Source organism: Arthrobacter sp. 7Tela_A1, assembly GCF_049311065.1.
GTDB lineage: Bacteria > Actinomycetota > Actinomycetes > Actinomycetales > Micrococcaceae > Arthrobacter_B.
In genome coordinates this window covers 99,482-117,517 of sequence record NZ_JAXIOO010000001.1, presented here as the reverse complement: position 1 = coordinate 117,517, position 18,036 = coordinate 99,482, and the positions used below count along the sequence as shown (strand labels likewise).

The window sequence follows — 18,036 nt, the reverse complement described above, 5'->3', positions numbered from 1 at the left end:
TGTTCTCCGGTCAGCTAAGTTGGCCGGACGGTTTCCCTCCGGTGGCCTGGAACGATTATGGCAGTCCTGGCCCCTGCCCCGGCGTGGCTGCGGAACCTTCCTAGAGGCCGGATGTGAAACCGCCTACACTCGAGGAATGGGAATTGAGCTTGGCATGCCCGCCTTCGCACCGCCGCGGCCGTTCCCCGAGCCCGGGGCGGCGCCGAACGCGGAGACTCCGGAGGGACTCGACGGGCTGGTTGACCGCTACGGCCGGCGTGCAACCGATATGCGCCTGTCGCTCACGGACAAATGCAACCTGCGCTGCACGTACTGCATGCCCGCATCCGGACTGGACTGGCTGCCCAAGGACAAGGTGCTCACAGCAGGCGAGATCGTCCGGCTGGTAGGCATCGGCGTCAACGGACTGGGTGTCCGCGAGCTCCGGCTCACCGGCGGCGAACCGCTGGTCCGTGCCGATCTGGTGGAGATCATCGCCGGGATCCGGGCCAACCATCCCGAGCTGCCCGTTTCCCTGACGACCAACGGGCTGGGGCTGGATAAAAAAGCCGGAGCCCTCAAGGAGGCAGGGCTGACCCGCATCAACGTCTCCCTTGATTCGCTGCATCCCGGCACCTTCGCCCAGCTCACCCGCCGTCCGTTCCTGGACCGGGTCCTGGCGGGCGTTGAGGAAGCAGCGCGCGTCGGACTGGGGTTGATCAAGATCAACGCCGTGCTGATGCGGGGCATCAACGACGTCGAGGCCCCCAACCTGCTGGAATGGGCCGTGGCGCACGGGTTTGAACTTCGGTTCATTGAGCAGATGCCCCTGGACGCCGACCACGGCTGGACCCGGGAGGGCATGATTACCGCGGCCGAGATCCGGGAGCGGCTCGAGGAACGTTTCATCCTCGCCCCCGATCCGCGCAACCGCGACGGCGCGCCGGCCGAACGGTGGGAAGTGCGCTCCCGCACTTCTCCCGGCGTGGTGGCCGGCGTCGTCGGCATCATTGCCTCCGTGACAGAACCGTTCTGCGCCGACTGCCGGCGGACCCGCATCACGGCCGAAGGCAAGGTGCGCAGCTGCCTGTTCTCCCATGAGGAAACCGACCTGCTGGAACTGCTGCGGAGCGGCGGGGACGACGCCGCCGTCGCACGCCGCTGGCAGGAAGCGATGTGGGGCAAGCCGAAGGCGCACGGAATGGACCATGCCGGTCTCGGCGCCCCGGACTATGTACAGCCTGAACGAACAATGAGTGCGATAGGTGGCTAAGTGCTGATCCGCTATTTTGGCGCTGCGAAGGCAGCGGCAGGCATTGAAGAAGAAACGATCAACGCCGGGCCCCTCCAGCTGGGCGAGCTGCTTGAAAAGCTCGCCGCACTGCATCCGGATGCGCCGGAGGGAACCCCCGTCCTGCAGACCGTCATTGGACGCAGCACGTTCCTGGTCAATGAGGTTGCCGCCCGCGACCGGTCCCGGCTGCTGGAGATGTCGGACACGGTGGACATCCTGCCCCCGTTTGCCGGCGGCTAAGCCCGTCCCCTCCCCCAAAAAATCGAGATGACAGAAACTGCCCGTATGAAGGCTCATACGGGCAGTTTCTGTCATCTCGATGGGATGAGAGGCTAGAAGCCGAGCTCCGCCGCGGATGCGAAGGGCCCGACGACGGTGATGGTCCGCGGTGCCGCTGCCAATTCGGCAGCGAGCTCCTGAACCTGGTCTCCCGTGACCGCACGGATGCGGGCCAGGGAGGCTTCAATGTCGACGTACTCGCCGCGGACCAGCTCAGCGCTGCCCAGGCGGGACATCCGTGAACCGGTGTCCTCCATGCCGAGAACCAGTCCCCCGGAAATCTGGCCCACGGCGCGTTCCAGTTCTCCGGGTTCGACGCCGTCCGCTGCCAGCCGCTCCAGCTCCGACTGCAATAGGTCAATGACCTGCCGCGTCTTGGCCGGCGAGCAGCCTGCGTACATGCCGAAGTAGCCGGCATCGGTGTACGACGCCGCGAAGGAGTAGGTGGAATACACCAGTCCCCGCTTTTCCCGGATTTCCTGGAACAGGCGCGAGGACATTCCGCCGCCCAGGATGGTGTTCAGCACGCTCATGGCGAACCGCCGGCTGTCGGTAGCCGTCAGCGACGGGCAGCCCAGGACAATGTTGGCCTGCTCCACCGGACGGTTGATGACCTGCACGCCGCCGGCGGCGGTGATCTGCGCCGGCGCAGTGTTCCGCCGGGGAGCGGGCACAGCGCCCTCGTCGAGTTCCCAGCCGGCCCGCTTGAGGGCGTCCAGCACCAGTGAGACCACACCTTCATGCTCCAGGCCGCCGGCAGCCGTTACCACCAGCGTTTCCGGACGGTAGTGCCTGCGGTAGTGCTCTACTACGGCATCCCGGGGCACGGCCTTGATCGCTTCCGGCGTTCCGCCGATCGGACGGCCCAGCGGATGGTCTCCCAGCACGGCCTCGGCGAACTTCTCATGGCAGAGATCAGCCGGATCGTCGGCGTCCATCGCGATTTCCTCGAGGATGACGTCGCGTTCCTGCTCGAGCTCTTCCGGATCCAGCACGGCAGAGGTGACCATGTCCGCGATGACATCGATGGCCATGGGCAGGTCGGTGTCCAGCACACGGGCGTAGTAGCAGGTGGTCTCCTTCGCCGTCGCGGCGTTGGATTCCCCTCCTACTTCGTCGAAGGCTGACGCAATGTCCATGGCGCTGCGCCGCTCCGTGCCCTTGAACAGCAGGTGCTCCAGGAAGTGCGTGGACCCGTGCCGGCCTTCTGCTTCGTCACGCGACCCTACGCCGACCCAGAAGCCAATCGTGGCACTGCGCTGGCCCGGCATGGACTCGGTGAGCACCCGGACTCCGCCGGGCAGCACGGAACGGCGGACGACGGCGCCTGCCGGATCGCCGATTTCGATGGCCGGATCGCCCGGCCTGGATGACAGTGGAAATGGGACAACCGTCCCGGAGCGGGAAAATCCCGCGCCGGAACGGCTGTCCGTGATGTTTTCAGGCATTTACTCTGCTGTCTCGGCAGCCAGTTCGCCTTCGGCGTCGTCTTCGGCAACAACCGGCGAAAGGGAAAGCTTTCCGCGGTCGTCGATCTTGGTGATTTCGACCTGGATCTTCTGGCCGACGGAGACAACGTCATCAACGTTGTCGACGCGCTTGCCGCCCGAGAGCTTGCGCAGCTCGGAGATGTGCAGCAGGCCGTCCTTGCCCGGGGTCAGGGAGATGAAGGCACCGAAGGTGGTGGTCTTCACGACTGTGCCCAGGTAGCGCTCGCCCAGTTCCGGAACCATCGGGTTGGCGATCGCGTTGACCGCAGCCCGGGCAGCCTCGGCGGACGTGCCGTCCGTGGCGCCGATCAGGACCGTGCCGTCATCTTCAATCGAGATGTCAGCGCCGGTGTCCTCCTGGATCTGGTTGATCATCTTGCCCTTCGGGCCGATGACCTCGCCGATCTTGTCCACGGGGATCTTCACCGAGATGATCCGCGGCGCGAACTCGGAGAGCTCGTCCGGGGTATCGATCGCAGCATCCATGACGCCGAGGATGTGCAGGCGCGCTTCGCGGGCCTGCTTCAGCGCGGCGGCCAGGACCGAGGCGGGGATGCCGTCGAGCTTGGTGTCCAGCTGGATGGCCGTGACGAACTCGGAGGTACCGGCGACCTTGAAGTCCATGTCACCGAAGGCATCTTCGGCACCGAGGATATCGGTCAGGGCGGCGTAGCGGGTTTCGCCGTCGACCTGGTCGGAAACCAGGCCCATGGCGATGCCGGCAACCGGAGCCTTCAGCGGCACACCGGCGTTGAGCATGGACAGCGTCGAGGCGCAGACCGAGCCCATCGAGGTGGAGCCGTTGGAGCTCAGGGCTTCGGAGACCTGGCGGATGGCGTACGGGAATTCTTCACGCGACGGCAGCACCGGCATGAGCGCGCGCTCTGCCAGGGCACCGTGGCCGATTTCGCGGCGCTTGGGCGAGCCCACGCGGCCGGTTTCACCGGTGGAGTACGGCGGGAAGTTGTAGTTGTGCATGTAGCGCTTGCGCGTTACCGGCGACAAAGAGTCGATCTGCTGTTCCATCTTCAGCATGTTCAGCGTGGTGACGCCCAGGATCTGGGTTTCGCCGCGCTCGAAGATTGCCGAACCGTGGACGCGGGGCAGAACCTCGACCTCGGCGGTGAGCTGGCGGATATCCGTCAGGCCGCGGCCGTCGATGCGGATCTGGTCCTTGAGGATGCGCTGGCGCACAACCTGCTTGGTGACGGAACGGAACGCAGCGGAAACTTCGTTCTCGCGGCCTTCGAAGCGCTCTGCCAGGGAAGCCTTGACTTCGTCCTTGAGTGCGTCGGAGGCGGCGTCGCGCTCCTGCTTGTCAGCGATCGCGAAGATCTCGGCCAGCTTGGAAGCGGCAGCAGCTTCGACGGCTTCGAAGACATCGTCCTGGTAGTCCAGGAACAGCGGGAACTCAACGGTCGGCTTGGCGGCGCGTGCTGCCAGGTCGGCCTGAGCGTCGCACAGTGCCTTGATGAACGGCTTGGCGGCTTCGAGGCCCTCGGCGACAACCTCTTCGGTCGGGGCGGTGGCGCCCTCTTCCTTGATGAGGTTCCAGGCGTTGTCCGTGGCTTCGGCTTCAACCATCATGATGGCGACGTCGTCACCGGCAATGCGGCCGGCAACCACCATGGAGAAGACTGCGCGCTCCAGTTCGGAGTGCTTCGGGAAGGCAACCCACTGGCCTTCGACCAGGGCGACGCGGACGCCGCCGATCGGGCCGGAGAAAGGCAGGCCGGAAAGCTGGGTGGACATGGAGGACGCATTGATGGCAACCACGTCGTAGAGCACGTCCGGGTTGATCGCCATCACGGTGACGACAACCTGGACTTCGTTGCGCAGGCCCTTGACGAATGCCGGGCGCAGCGGGCGGTCCATCAGGCGGCAGGCCAGGATGGCTTCGGTGGACGGACGGCCTTCGCGGCGGAAGAACGATCCCGGGATGCGGCCGGCGGCGTACATACGCTCTTCGACGTCCACGGTCAGCGGGAAGAAGTCAAAGCCCTCACGCGGGGACTTGCCGGCCGAGGTGGCCGAGAGAAGTGCGGTGTCTTCGTCGATGTAGACCATCGCGGCACCTGCAGCCTGGGCTGCCAGGCGGCCGGTTTCGAAGCGGATAACGCGCTTTCCGAAACGACCGTTGTCGATTACGGCTTCTGAATACTGGATTTCGGGACCCTCCATAGAGAGTCACCTCCGTTCTGCTTTGCGGAGGCACCCAGCATCGTCCCATGAACTCCTGCGGCTGCAGGGGCTCAACACCCGGTCTTCGATCGAGGTCCACGGGCCAAACTTCCCGTAAACCACTACCGAGGACCGCGAATGCTGCGATGCTGGCTGACTCCTGTATGTGTTTGTGTTTACTGCTGTACTGCGGGTTCCGCAGTTGCTGCGCTCCGGGCAGGTGCGCTTCCGGTGATTCCGGTGTCCATATCTGCCCCAGGGACGCGGCTGCGGAAAGGGCGGCCCTGCGCGTGCGCAGGTACCGCCCTCAAAGCATGACTATCGACGCAGGCCGAGACGCTCGATGAGCGCACGGTAACGGGTGATGTCGGTCTCGCGCAGGTAACCCAGCATACGACGACGGCGACCAACCAGGGCCATCAGGCCGCGGCGGGTGTGGTGGTCGTGCTTGTGGGTCTTCAGGTGCTCGGTCAGGTCGGAAATACGACGGGACAGAACAGCAACCTGAACCTCGGGGGATCCGGTGTCACCTTCGGTGAGTGCGAATTCCTTGATGATCGCCTGCTTGACGGCGGGATCGAGTGCCAATGTAACTCCTACAATTTGTGCCGTGAGGCCCGAATCAGCACTTCGCTGCCGGGAACCCTGTGCCCGCTGCTTCAAAGCGACGGACACAAAGAAATTCAGCCGCCACGGACCGCAGCCGAATTTTCCAACAGTTTACCCGGCCGCGGGGCCTTCTGTCGAAAGGACGTCCCTAGTCCGGGCGACGTCAAGCCGCATCTGGGTGATCAGCGCCTCCGGTCCGGTGTAGGCGACCATGCCGCGCAGGCGTTCCACGAACTCCACTCCCACGCACTGGCCGTAGAGGTCGAAATCTTCGACGGCTTCCCGGGGCCGGTCGATGACGTGTGCCTCCACCTGGCGGCTGACGCCGTCAAACGTCGGGTTCGAACCGACGGATATGGCTGCCGGCCACCGCGTTCCGGCGGAATCAACCAGCCAGCCGGCATAGATGCCGTCCGCCGGAATAAGGCCCGTCGACTCGGGTGCCAGGTTTGCGGTGGGGAATCCCAGTTCGCGGCCGCGTGCAGCCCCGTGGACCACCACCCCGCGCATGCGGTGTGTCCGTCCCAGCAGCCGTGCCGCCGTCCGGACATCCCCCGCGGCCAGGGCTTCGCGGATCCAGGTTGAAGAGCACCGGCGCCCCTGGGAGTCTTCGGGACCTTCGGGAAGGGCATCGAGATCATCAACGGCGACGACGTCGAATCCCAGTTCCGCGCCCAGCTCCCGCATGGTGTCCAGGTCCCCGGTGTTCCCCCGGCCAAAGCGGGCGTCGTGCCCCAGGACCACGGCGACGGCATGCAGGCCTTCGGCCAGGAACTTCCGCACGAATTCCTCGGCGGTCAGCGACGCAAGGTCAAGATCGTAGTGCACCATCAGGAGGCCGTCGAGGCCGGCTTCCGCCAGTGCCTCGGTCCGGTCAGCCGGTCCCATAATGAGCTCGGGAGCGCTTTCCGGCCGGTGGACCGCAGCCGGATGCGGGTCGAAGGACAAGGCCACGGCCGCCGCGTCGTGATCACGGGCCGTCTTCACGAGGCGGGCAAGGACGTGCTGGTGGCCCAGGTGGACGCCGTCGAAGTTGCCGATCGTCACTACTGTCGGACCAAGGTCGGACGGCACCTCCGCAAGGTCATTCCAGTAATACACCCGAGCTCCTTACCAGCGACAAATGCCTGCCATGAATGCGCCTTGGGCAGCAGGTGCTGCACAGAAGGCTTCATCCATTATGGCGGAAAACAAGCATCCTTCACGCACCGGCCGGTGCGGAGTCTTCTCCGCCGGCACGGCCCCGGTGGATCTCGCTCCTCAGCGCGCTGGTCTTGACGATGAACCGGTGCCAGACAAGCAGCGCCGGCGGGAAGGCCAGCTCGAGGATCATGAGGATGATCAGCGTGAAGTGCGGGGTGCCGGAAAAGGCCCAGGACAGAACGCGTCCGATGCCGCCGAGGAAGACCATGAGGCAGACCAGCCACAGCATGTTGGCCCATTGGAACTTGATGGCTATTGCCACGAAGGCCGCTCCGACGCCGACCATCATGGCGGAGAAGAAGCGGAACTGGCTCTCCAGAGACGCGTTGACCGCTCCCCCGCTGGTCTCAGCCACTCCTGCCGTTCCGGTAATCAGGTAATAAATGCCTATTCCGGCAATCAGGACGCCGACGGCGATGACCACGGTCCGGAAAACACCCCAGTCATCTGAGCTCTTCCAGGTTCTCGCAGGCTGCCTGCGGCCTGCATCGGACGCGGGCGTTTTGCCTCTGCTCCGCCGGGATACCCTGCCGGAGCGTTCGCTGGACTGGCCACCCGGGGAGGACTGCCCGCCCGGGGAGGACTGCCCGCCCGGGCCGGATTGCCGGTCGCCGGCTGCGCCGTGGGACTGCTCAGCCGGTCCCGGAGTTGGCGTGGTCATGGTTGCCCCCTGATGGGATCGCGGTTCGCCGCGCCCGCATTGAGACGCCGGCACGGTTTTTCACATCGTCTCACGGGCTGGGACGGACCTGTTTGCGCCCCGGCAGCTAGGCGTGTTGGCGGTTCCGGTGCCGGTAAAGCCACCACAGTCCAAGGATGGGCAGCACGAGCGGCACAAAACCGTAGCCCTGGCCAAAACCGGACCAGACGGTGTCATCCGGCAGGGCGGCGGGGTCAAGCAGGCCAAGGAGTCCCACGGCCAGGACACCGGCCATCTCGATGCCGACGGCGGCGACGGAGACCTTGTAGGAGGTTTCCCCGGACCGGGCCAGTGAAAGCGTCGCGACGATGTAGACCGCAGCCGCGAAGGCGGACAGCAGGTACGCAACCGGGGCCTCGTCGAACTTGGTGGCGATCTGGAAGGCTGCCCGTGCCGATGCTGCCAGGGCGAAGACGCCGTAGACGGCGACGATGAGCCGTCCCGGCCCGGTGTTGCGCGCAGCCGGTTGTGCCTGGTCCGCAGCGGGCTTGGGCTTGATCAGTTTTTTCATCCGAGCTGGACTCCATCCCAAATCTGCTCCATCCGGAACAGCATGACGAACACGGTGACTCCGACTGCCCCCAGGACCAGGTTGCTCCACCGCGACCGGTCCATCAACGACCACCAGACGGCGCCGATCGGGATGACGGCAGCCGTCAGCAGGTACCCCCAGAATTCCCAGGCGGGTCCGTTCAGGGTTTCTCCGCCGGTCTGGCGGATCACGGCGGCAATTGCGTAGACAATCAGGAACAGTTCGACGGCGGCGGCGGAGAGGATCGTGAGGTCGTTGGGTCCGTGCCGCAGGATGGCCGCACCGACACAGAGGACCGTGGAGACGAGGCAGACAACCGTGCCGACAATGAACAGGGGGTCGATGAGCACTTAGGCCCTCTCATTTCCAGGGGCAAAGACCAGCAGCGCCCGGGCAGTATCGGCCTTGTCCGCCAACAGGCCGATGAGTTCGCCGTCCGGCGCGAACGCCGCGACCGGGACAGGCTCTCCGTTCCGCGCCGGGAACCCGGACGGATCGATCCTGCGCCCATGCGAGATGTCCTCCGCCTCGACGGCGCTGAGTTCACGCACCGGGAACAGCGCCCGGGCCGCATCATTGAGCTCAAGGAGCCGCAGGTCTTCCGCCAGCTGCTCCAGGGTGGAGGCCTGGTCAGCGGAATAGGGCCCGACGGCGGTGCGCCGAAGCGCAGTCAGGTGCCCGCCAACGCCCAGCGCGGCACCGAGGTCACGGGCGAGGGCACGGATATAGGTTCCGGATGAACATTCAACGGTGACGTCGACGTCGCGCAGCTTGCCGCCGTGTTCGCGCCGGATCCCGTGAATCTCGAAGCGGGAAACGGTCACCGGACGGGCGGGAAGGTTGACTTCGCCGCCAGCGCGGACCCGCGCGTAGGAGCGTTCACCGTTGACCTTGATGGCGCTGACGCTGCTGGGAACCTGCTGGATGTCTCCGGTGAGGGCTGCGACGGCAGCCTCGATTTCTTCGTCTGTGACAGCCGCCGCAATCGTCTCTGCCGTCACTTCGCCCTCGGCGTCGTCAGTGACAGTGGACTGGCCCAGCCGGATGGTGGCTTCGTAGGTCTTGGTCGTGCCCACGATGTAGGTCAGCAGCCGGGTGGCCTTGTTGATGCCGACCACCAGGACTCCCGTGGCCATGGGGTCCAGGGTCCCGGCGTGGCCCACCTTCCGGGTGCCGGCCAGCCTGCGCAGGCGTCCCACCACGTCATGGCTGGTCCATCCCTGCGGTTTGTCCACAATTATCAGTCCTGAACGGACCTGCCCGGAATTCACGCCTTCCAGTATATGCGCCGGTCAGGGCGTGCCTGGCGCCGTGCGCCGGCTGTACTCCCCGGCGGCCGCGCCAACACGCCGGAAGCGGCAAGCGGAGGTAGCATGCGGATATGCCCCAGCTTGCCTCCCACGTGCGTACCGTCGACCCGAACCAGATCCGCGAAATCACGCAGGCTGCCTGGGCAACACCGAACTCGATTGTCCTCAGCATCGGAGAACCGGGGTTCCCGACGCCGCCCCACATCCTTGAGGCCGCACAGCAGACCCTCGCCCGGGATGAGACCGGCTACACGCCCAATGCAGGCATAGCTCCCCTGCGGACGGCTTTCGCCGAGCAGGTCGGCGCACAGACCGGGACCGCAGTGGATCCGTCGCGGGTGTTCGTCACGGCCGGCGCGCAGCAGGGCCTGCACCTGGCGATGAGCCTGCTGCTCGACGCCGGAGACGAGATCCTGATTCCGAATCCGGGTTACCCTACCTTCGCCATGACCGCCCGCCTGCTCCACGCCGAGCCGGTCGACTATCCGCTGCACCCCGAAAACGGCTTCCAGCCCAGGATTGCGGACATTGAGGCCAGGATCACTCCCCGGACCCGGGTGCTGCTGCTGAATTCGCCGTCCAACCCGCTGGGCTCTGTCTTCAGTGCGGACCTCACCCGCGAGCTGGTGGAACTGGCCCGGCGGAGGGATCTCTGGATTATCTCGGACGAGTGCTACGAGGCGTTTACCTACGACGTTCCGCATATGTCCCCGCTGGCCTTTGACGGGGAAGGAGAACGGGTGGTTTCCTCCTACACCCTGTCCAAGACCTACGGCCTGACGGGTCTTCGCATCGGCGCCTTGGTGACTCCCCCGGGACTGGAAGCCCGGATGAGCACCGTGATGGAATCCATCGTTTCCTGCGTGGCTTCCCCGTCCCAGTACGCAGCCCTCGCTGCCCTGACCGGCCCGCAGGACTACGTCCGTGAGGCCGGTGCACATTACCGCCGCAACCGGGACGCTGCGACCGCGGTACTGGTCGAGAAGGGGATACCGTTCCTGCCGGCCCAGGGTGCCTTCTATCTCTGGGCCGACCTTTCGCACGCTTCCGGCGGCGACATCCGCGGGTGGACCCGCACGTTCCTGGCCGAATCCGGCGTCGCCCTGGCCCCGGGAACTGCTTTCGGCTCGTTTGGCGAGGGCTGGGTCCGGATCGCCCTCTGCGGGCCGGGCACCGATCTGGCGGAAGGCCTGGGCCGGCTCCCCGCCAACGATTAGCCTCAGGGCGTTCCGGCTATTTATCAGCTGAGGCACAGTTTCCTCCCAACTTCGCGTTTACACACCGCCGCCCCCTGCCTAGTCTGTGACTCCTTCGGCATGGGGGAACGGTTTAGGGGTTCCGCGCCGGGTGAGTCTCGCATTGAGCCGTATCCCGGCAGCACCTAATCCACGGAGGAAGCCATGAAGAAGCGCACACCCTCATTGCTGTCGTTGACCGCAGCAGCAGCATTGCTGGCAGGCCTGGCGGGCGCACCGCCCGCCGCCGCCGGCTACCGGGGGCATCATCCCTCCCCACAGCCCCCGGTGGCCGGTGAAGTCACCACGCTCGCCACCGGCCTCACCACACCGCTGCGGATCGCACTGGGAAGCGGCCGGTCTGTCGACGTCGCGCAGTCCATGGCCGAGAGCGTCGTGCGCATCGGCCAGGGCGGCGTACTCACCACCCTCGACCCGGGGATCGAGGGCTATTCCTCGGACGCTGTGTCACGCTCCCGCGGCACCACCTACTACACCCTGACCACCGGTGAGGGGCTTGGAGTCCCGGAGAACAACGTCGCACTGCTCCGCTCCGTGGACCGGCGGGGAAACATCCGGACCATCACCGATCTGGCGGAGTATGAACGCAGGGCCAACCCGGATCAGGTCAATACGTACGGGTTCCGGGACCTCGACGCTGAATGCCTGGCCCAGATCGATCCGATGATTCCCAACGATTACACGGGGATCCAGGACTCACATCCCTATGACACGATGCGGATCACCGGCGGCATCCTCGTCGCCGACGCGGGAGCAAACGCGATCCTCAAGGTCTCCGAGCGCAGCGGCAGGACGTCCACGGTCGCTGTCCTCCCGCCGGCAGCGTCGCCCATCACTGCGGAGTCCGCTGCCGCAAACGGGCTGCCTGCCTGCACCGCGGGCCATGTGTACTACTCCGAACCGGTCCCGACCGACATGGCCATGGGACGCGACGGAAGGCTCTATGTAGCCAGCCTTCCCGGCGGCCCCGGCGGACCCGGTTCCATTTACACCGTGAACCTGCGCACCGGTGCGGTTGAGCTTGCCGCCACGGGCCTGGTGACCCCCACGGGGATCGCGGTCAGCGCGCGCGGCGACATCTACGTTGCTGAACTTTTCGCGAACCGGATCTCGGTGATTCCACGCGGCACCGCTACGGCCCAGCCGTTCCTGGACGCTGCTGCTCCGGCCGACGTCGAACTGCGGGGCTCGGCACTGTACGCAAGTATTGATGCCATTCCCCCCGGGGGGTTCCCGGAGCCCGGCGAACCCACCGATCCGAATGCGCCGCCCCCTGTCTTGGACGGGAAGGTGATTCGGATCCAGCTCACCAGCGGCGGAGATCCCCGCGGGCTGGCGGAGCCGGACGGGGCGCCGGCAGAGCCGAACAACGACTAGTCCTGCGTCGGGAACGCAGAAGGAGCGGCCGCCGTGGCGGTCCGCTCCTTCTGCGTGTCCTGATGCCTAGCTGCGCGCGTCCGAATCCTCGGCAGGCGCGTCCTGCAGGTCTTCTTCGTCGTCCTCTTCGTCCTTGCGGTACGGATCGGGGTCACCGGCGTACTGGGCGCCCTGCTTCAGCGCTGCCAGCTCTTCGTCGCGCTTCTTCGCTTCGCGGATCAGCTCTTCGAGGTGGCTGGCATTGACCGGGATTTCGTCAGCAACGAACTCCAGGGTCGGCGTGAGGCGGACCGTGATGTTCTTGCCTACCTCCGCACGCAGGATCCCGCGCGCAGAGTCCAGGGCCGCCTTGGTGTCAGCCTGCTGGGCCTCGTCGCCGAAGACGGTGTAGTAGACGGTGGCGTGCTGCAGGTCGTTGGTGACCCGTGCGTCGGTGATGGTCACGAATCCCAGCCGGGGATCCTTGATCCGCCGCTCGAGCGCCTGTGCAACTACCACTTTGATGCGGTCAGCGAGTTTCGCAGCGCGTGCTGGATCTGCCATTACCTCTCCTTAGTAAAACCGTGGGTTCGCCGGACCGCGGCCGGAAGGGACCGCCGTCGGGCGCTGGAATGCCGCAAACCGCAGGGTCTCCCCTGCGGTTCCCGGCGGTATACCGGGGCAGACTGCCCCGGGCTGGGGCCGCCGGAATCCGGCAGCCCCAGGCCGTGGGACTAGACCCGCGGCTTCTCGCGCATCTCGAAGGTCTCGATGATGTCGCCTTCCTTGACGTCGTTGAACGAGCCCAGGCCGATACCACATTCGAAGTCGGTGCGGACTTCCGTGGCGTCGTCCTTGAACCGCTTGAGCGAGTCGACGGTGAGGTTTTCACCGATGACCTTGCCGTCGCGGGTGACCCGTGCCTTGGCGTTACGGCGGATGATGCCGGACCGGACGATCGAGCCGGCAATGTTGCCGAACTTGGAGGAGCGGAAGACTTCGCGGACCTCGGCGGTACCGAGCTGCACTTCCTCGTACTCCGGCTTGAGCATGCCCTTGAGGGCCAGCTCGATGTCATCGATTGCTGCGTAGATGACGGAGTAGAAGCGCATGTCCACGCCTTCACGCTCGGCCAGGTCGGCCACGCGCTCGGCAGGCTTGACGTTGAAGCCGATGATGATCGCGTTGTCCACGGTCGCCAGGTTGACGTCGTTCTGCGTGATGGCACCAACGCCGCGGTGGATAACGCGCAGCTGCACGCCGTCCCCGACGTCGATCTTGAGCAGGGAGTCTTCCAGGGCTTCCACGGCACCGGACACGTCGCCCTTGAGGATGAGGTTGAGGGTGTCAACCTTTCCATCGGCGACAGCCTGGTCGAAGTCCTCGAGGCTGATGCGCTTGCGGCGCTTGGCCAGGGCAGCGTTGCGGTCTGCAGCTTCACGCTTCTCGGCGATCTGGCGGGCAGTACGCTCGTCGTCGGTCACGAAGAAGGTATCGCCTGCACGCGGGACGTTGGAGAGACCCAGTACCTGGACCGGACGCGACGGTCCGGCTTCGGTGACGTTGTCCCCGTTCTCGTCGAACATGGCACGGACGCGGCCGTGGGCCGTTCCCGCCACAATCGTGTCTCCAACCTTCAGCGTTCCGGACTGGACCAGCACGGTCGCAACAGCGCCGCGGCCCTTGTCCAGGTTCGCTTCGATCGCGATGCCGCGTGCGTCCTTGTCCGGGTTGGCGCGCATGTCCAGGGCAGCGTCTGCGGTGAGCAGCACGGCCTCAAGCAGGGCGTCGATGTTGAGGTTCTGGCGGGCAGAGACCTCAACGAACATGGTGTCGCCACCGTATTCTTCCGGAACCAGGCCGTACTCGGTCAGCTGGCCGCGGACCTTCTCCGGGTTGGCGCCTTCCTTGTCGATCTTGTTCACGGCGACCACGATCGGCACGTTTGCTGCCTGTGCGTGGTTGAGTGCTTCAACGGTCTGCGGCATCACGCCGTCGTCCGCTGCCACAACCAGCACGGCAATGTCGGTGACCTTCGCACCACGGGCACGCATGGCGGTGAACGCCTCGTGGCCCGGGGTATCGATGAAGGTGATGGCCCGCTCGGTGCCCTCGTGATCGAAGGCGATCTGGTAGGCACCGATGTGCTGGGTGATGCCGCCGGCTTCGCCTTCGACAACCTTTGTGTTGCGGATGGCGTCGAGCAGGCGGGTTTTACCGTGGTCGACGTGGCCCATGACGGTGACTACCGGAGGACGTGCCTCGAGGTCGTCGTCGCCTTCTGCTTCCAGCTCGGCTTCGAAGTCGATGTCGAAGCTGCTGAGCAGTTCACGCTCTTCGTCTTCCGGAGAGACAACCTGGATCTTGTAACCCAGTTCCTCGCCCAGGACGCCGAACGTTTCTTCGTCGAGCGACTGCGTGGCAGTTGCCATTTCGCCGAGGTGGAACAGCACGGTAACCAGTGCTGCCGGGTTTGCCTCAATCTTGTCGGCGAAGTCCGTGATGGACGCGCCGCGGCGGAGCCGGACAACAGTGTTGCCGTCGCCGCGGGGTACCGAAACGCCGCCCAGCGACGGAGCTGACATCTGCTCCAGTTCCTGCCGCTTTGCCCGCTTCGACTTGCGCTGCTTGCCGCGTCCTGCGCCGCCCTTGCCGAAAGCACCGGCAGTGCCGCCGCGTCCGCGGCCGCCCTTGCCGAAACCGCCGCCAACGGGAGCGCCGCCGCCTGCACCCGGCGCACCGCCGGGGCCGCGGCGCGGACCGCCTGCACCCGGACGGGCCGGGGCTGCGGGACGCTCGGTGCGGTTGGGCATCATGCCCGGAGTCGGACGGTTTCCGCCGGCACCGGCCGGACGCGGAGCGCCGCCGGGACGGGGAGCGCCCGGACGCGGTGCGCCCGGACGGGGTGCGCCCGGACGAGGACCGCCTGCGCCGGCTGCCGGACGGGGACCGCCTGCGCCGGGAGCTCCGGTGCGTTCGGCGTCGTCACGGCGCTGGCCCGGGCGGGGCATGCCCTGGGAAGGAGCGAACGGGTTGTTACCCGGACGCGGAGCACCACCCTGGCCACGCTCGCCGTCGCCGCGGCCGCGGGGACGGGGCATGCCCTGGGACGTTGCAAAGGGGTTGTTGCCCGGACGGGGTCCGCCAGCTCCGGGGCGCGGGGCACCCGGACGCGGGGCGGAGGAAGACTCAGCCGGTGCTGCGGGCTTCTCTTCGGCTGCGGGAGCCGGCGAGGCAGGCTTCGCAGCCGGCGCTTCTGCAGCAGGCTTGGGAGCAGCGGGAGCGGCCGGAGCCGGAGCTGCCGGCTTTTCGGCAGCAGCGGGAGCCACCGGCTTTTCGGCAGCAGCCGGAGCTTCAGCCTTGGGTGCGGCCGGAGCAGGCGCAGCCGGGGCTGCGGGAGCTGCCGGACGCGGCGCAGGGCTGGCCTGTGCTGCGGGCTTGGATGCTGCCGGCTTGGCAGCGGCGTCGGGGAATGCCCCGCGAAGCTTCTTAACTACGGGTGCTTCGATTGTCGAGGATGCCGACCGGACGAATTCGCCCAGTTCCTGCAGTTTTGCAACTGCATCCTTCGAGGTAATGCCGAGCTCTTTGGCGAGCTCGTGTACGCGGACCTTGGCCACATTTCTCCTGTCTCGGTCCGCACCGAGCCAGGCACGAACCGTCTATTTGCTGCGGGCTTCCGCTGCGGGTGCAGCAGGGCCCATCACAGAGCACAACAAAGTACTCATCGCTGGGTACTCATCGGGTTTCCATCAGATTTCTGACCCGCTTTCAGGTTGGACGGTTTCGAGGTAGCTCCGGGTCGGAACCAGCCTCTTGAGCTTCGAACCACTGCTCCAGCGCCGAGATATCAACCTGCACCCGGAAGGCGCGGCCAAAGGCCCTGCGTTTTACAGCTGTTGCGAGGCATGCTGCCTCGGGATGCAACCAGGCACCCCGGCCAGACATACGGCGGCTTTCATCGACCTGGACGGCACGTGTGCCTTCCTTCGATTCAAGCGCCAGCCGCATCAAAGCAGCCTGGTCATCTTTCTTCCGGCAACCAATGCATGTCCGTTGGGGAACATGCACTGATCCTGCCGCAGGCCGCACCGAATCCTCGGGCTGCTGCGGCTGCTGGAAGGCGGAAGGTGACCCGGCCATGAACATTCTACCGCTTTTCTCTTCTCATGCCCGCATCCGGCTTCGCGGAACGGGAGTATCAGGCCGACTTTGCGTCGGAGACAATGTCGATCCGCCACCCGGTGAGCTTGGCGGCGAGGCGGGCGTTCTGCCCTTCCTTGCCGATAGCCAGGGAGAGCTGGTAGTCCGGCACGACGACGCGGGCCGAGCGGGCGTCGGCGTCGGTGATGGTGACGGAGTTCACGCGCGACGGCGAGAGGGCGTTGGCGATGAAGGTCGCCGGATCCTCGCTGAAGTCGACGATGTCGATTTTCTCGTCGTGCAGTTCGGTCATCACGGCCCGTACGCGGGAACCCATCTCACCGATGCAGGCGCCCTTGGCGTTGACTCCGGCGACATTGGCCTTGACCGCAATCTTGGTCCGGTGGCCGGCCTCACGGGCCAGGGCAACGATCTCCACCGAACCGTCGGCGATTTCCGGCACCTCAAGTTCGAAGAGCTTGCGCACCAGGCCCGGGTGGGAACGGGAAAGCGTGATCGACGGACCCTTGAAACCCCGGCGGACGTCGACGACGAACGCACGCAGGCGTGATCCATGCAGGTACTTCTCGCCGGGGACCTGCTCCGTCGGAGGCAGCAGCGCCTCCACCGAGCCAAGGTTGACCTGGATCATGTGGGGATTGTTGCCCTGCTGGATCTGCCCTGAGACGAGCTCGCCTTCGCGGCCCTTGAACTCACCGAGGATGTTGTCATCCTCCACGTCACGCAGGCGCTGCAGGATGATCTGGCGCGCGGTGCTGGCGGCAATCCTGCCGAAGCCTGCGGGAGTGTCGTCGAACTCCCCCACTGCCTCGCCGTCGTCGTCGACCTCCGTCGCCCAGATGGTGACGTGGCCTGACTTGCGGTCGAGTTCAGCGCGGGCGGTCTCCTGCGATCCGGTCGTCTTGTGATAGGCGACAAGCAGTGCCTGCTCAATCGTCGGAATCAGCTTGTCCAGCGGAATCTCGCGTTCCGCTTCCAGCAGCCTCAGCGCACTCATATCAATATCCATTTAGGCCTCCTCGGCTGTGCTTTCAAATTCGTCGGCGTCTTCGCCTGCCGGTTCATCCTCGAGATGGGCGAATTCGATTTCGACCCTCCCCTTGGCGATGTCGCTAAAGGCCAGGTGCGTCTTCTCGCCCTGTTTGGCTTTCATGCCCTTCTTCACGGGCAGTTCAGGAATCAGGGTGATGCCCTCGGCATCGGTCTCGACCAGGCGGCCCGTCACGGCGTCGCCGCGCACCGGGAAGACGGTCACCATCCGGCCGGTGTTCCTCCGCCAGTGACGGGGCTCGGTCAGCGGACGCGAGACTCCCGGGGAAGAAACTTCAAGGCTGTACGGACGTCCGTCGTCGTGCGGATCCTCATCCATGGCATCCGACAGGACGCGGGAGATTTCCGCAATGCGGTCAAGGCTGACCCCGCCGGTTTCCGTTTCGGGAAGATCCACGATGACGTGGACGGTACGGTGGGCGCCTGCCAGCTTAATCTCGATTTCCTCCAGGAAGAGTCCCTCGGAGGCGACAGTGGGAGCAAGGTAAGCGGTGAGCCGCTGCGTCTCTGCCGCGATCTCTGCACGCTGTGCGTTCTTGCGGTAGTCCGACGACGTGTCTTTTTTGGGGCTGGTCCGACCCGCCATTACTGCCTCCCACTAGATGTTGTTGTAGCTCCTAGCCTACCGACTTT

17 protein-coding genes are annotated in these 18,036 nt (G+C 65.7%); 4 read left to right on the top strand and 13 right to left on the bottom strand.

Going from position 1 to position 18,036, the window contains the following annotated elements:
- Positions 1–136: 136 nt before the first annotated feature.
- Together moaA and TVB01_RS00560 are read left to right on the top strand one after the other, a co-directional pair.
- A complete protein-coding gene (moaA, locus tag TVB01_RS00565; RefSeq protein ID WP_422453277.1) occupies positions 137–1,252 on the top strand; it encodes a GTP 3',8-cyclase MoaA in 1,116 nt (371 codons plus the stop codon).
- A complete protein-coding gene (locus TVB01_RS00560) occupies positions 1,253–1,513 on the top strand; it encodes a MoaD/ThiS family protein (RefSeq protein ID WP_422453275.1) in 261 nt (86 codons plus the stop codon).
- Positions 1,514–1,605: 92 nt separating this feature from the next.
- Here the strand turns inward: TVB01_RS00560 and TVB01_RS00555 are convergent, their stop codons facing one another.
- The 8 genes from TVB01_RS00555 to truB all read right to left on the bottom strand — a co-directional run bounded on the left by TVB01_RS00555 (position 1,606) and on the right by truB (position 9,538).
- The gene (locus TVB01_RS00555) at positions 1,606–3,000 is read right to left on the bottom strand and encodes a M16 family metallopeptidase (RefSeq protein ID WP_422453273.1); all 1,395 of its coding nucleotides are present in this window, start codon (positions 2,998–3,000) and stop codon (positions 1,606–1,608) included.
- Complete coding sequence (locus TVB01_RS00550) at positions 3,001–5,223, bottom strand: polyribonucleotide nucleotidyltransferase (RefSeq protein WP_422453271.1); 2,223 nt, start codon at positions 5,221–5,223, stop codon at positions 3,001–3,003.
- Between the two features lie 318 nt (positions 5,224–5,541).
- A complete protein-coding gene (rpsO, locus tag TVB01_RS00545) occupies positions 5,542–5,811 on the bottom strand; it encodes a 30S ribosomal protein S15 (RefSeq protein WP_055240444.1) in 270 nt (89 codons plus the stop codon).
- 132 nt (positions 5,812–5,943) lie between these two features.
- The gene (locus TVB01_RS00540; RefSeq protein ID WP_422453269.1) at positions 5,944–6,933 is read right to left on the bottom strand and encodes a bifunctional riboflavin kinase/FAD synthetase; all 990 of its coding nucleotides are present in this window, start codon (positions 6,931–6,933) and stop codon (positions 5,944–5,946) included.
- A 100-nt stretch (positions 6,934–7,033) separates the two neighbouring features.
- The gene (locus TVB01_RS00535) at positions 7,034–7,696 is read right to left on the bottom strand and encodes a DUF4345 domain-containing protein (RefSeq protein WP_422453268.1); all 663 of its coding nucleotides are present in this window, start codon (positions 7,694–7,696) and stop codon (positions 7,034–7,036) included.
- A gap of 106 nt (positions 7,697–7,802) precedes the next feature.
- Entirely contained in the window at positions 7,803–8,246 is a 444-nt protein-coding gene (locus TVB01_RS00530; protein ID WP_422453266.1) for a hypothetical protein, read from the bottom strand.
- Positions 8,243–8,617: a hypothetical protein gene (locus TVB01_RS00525; protein ID WP_422453264.1), complete on the bottom strand. Its 375-nt coding sequence runs from the start codon at positions 8,615–8,617 to the stop codon at positions 8,243–8,245. Before TVB01_RS00525 ends, TVB01_RS00530 begins: the two co-directional genes overlap by 4 nt.
- Complete coding sequence (truB, locus tag TVB01_RS00520; protein WP_422453263.1) at positions 8,618–9,538, bottom strand: tRNA pseudouridine(55) synthase TruB; 921 nt, start codon at positions 9,536–9,538, stop codon at positions 8,618–8,620.
- A gap of 110 nt (positions 9,539–9,648) precedes the next feature.
- On the opposite strand from truB, the gene TVB01_RS00515 reads away from it, so the two are divergent.
- Together TVB01_RS00515 and TVB01_RS00510 are read left to right on the top strand one after the other, a co-directional pair.
- Positions 9,649–10,794, top strand: coding sequence for a pyridoxal phosphate-dependent aminotransferase (locus TVB01_RS00515; protein ID WP_422453261.1), 1,146 nt, complete (start codon positions 9,649–9,651; stop codon positions 10,792–10,794).
- Between the two features lie 183 nt (positions 10,795–10,977).
- Positions 10,978–12,210 carry a ScyD/ScyE family protein gene (locus TVB01_RS00510; protein WP_422453259.1) on the top strand — a complete coding sequence of 411 codons (1,233 nt, stop codon included), beginning with the start codon at positions 10,978–10,980 and terminating at the stop codon, positions 12,208–12,210.
- Between the two features lie 66 nt (positions 12,211–12,276).
- Here TVB01_RS00510 and rbfA read toward each other — a convergent pair whose 3' ends face one another.
- From rbfA to rimP, 5 genes are all read right to left on the bottom strand, one after another.
- Positions 12,277–12,753: a 30S ribosome-binding factor RbfA gene (gene rbfA, locus TVB01_RS00505; protein WP_227894820.1), complete on the bottom strand. Its 477-nt coding sequence runs from the start codon at positions 12,751–12,753 to the stop codon at positions 12,277–12,279.
- Between the two features lie 170 nt (positions 12,754–12,923).
- Positions 12,924–15,809 (bottom strand): translation initiation factor IF-2, encoded by a 2,886-nt coding sequence (gene infB, locus TVB01_RS00500; RefSeq protein WP_422453257.1) that lies wholly within the window; start codon positions 15,807–15,809, stop codon positions 12,924–12,926.
- A 151-nt stretch (positions 15,810–15,960) separates the two neighbouring features.
- Entirely contained in the window at positions 15,961–16,200 is a 240-nt protein-coding gene (locus TVB01_RS00495) for a YlxR family protein (RefSeq protein ID WP_422453383.1), read from the bottom strand.
- 190 nt (positions 16,201–16,390) lie between these two features.
- Positions 16,391–17,362, bottom strand: coding sequence for a transcription termination factor NusA (gene nusA, locus TVB01_RS00490; RefSeq protein WP_422453255.1), 972 nt, complete (start codon positions 17,360–17,362; stop codon positions 16,391–16,393).
- A complete protein-coding gene (rimP, locus tag TVB01_RS00485; protein ID WP_422453253.1) occupies positions 17,363–17,989 on the bottom strand; it encodes a ribosome maturation factor RimP in 627 nt (208 codons plus the stop codon).
- Positions 17,990–18,036 lie beyond the last annotated feature (47 nt).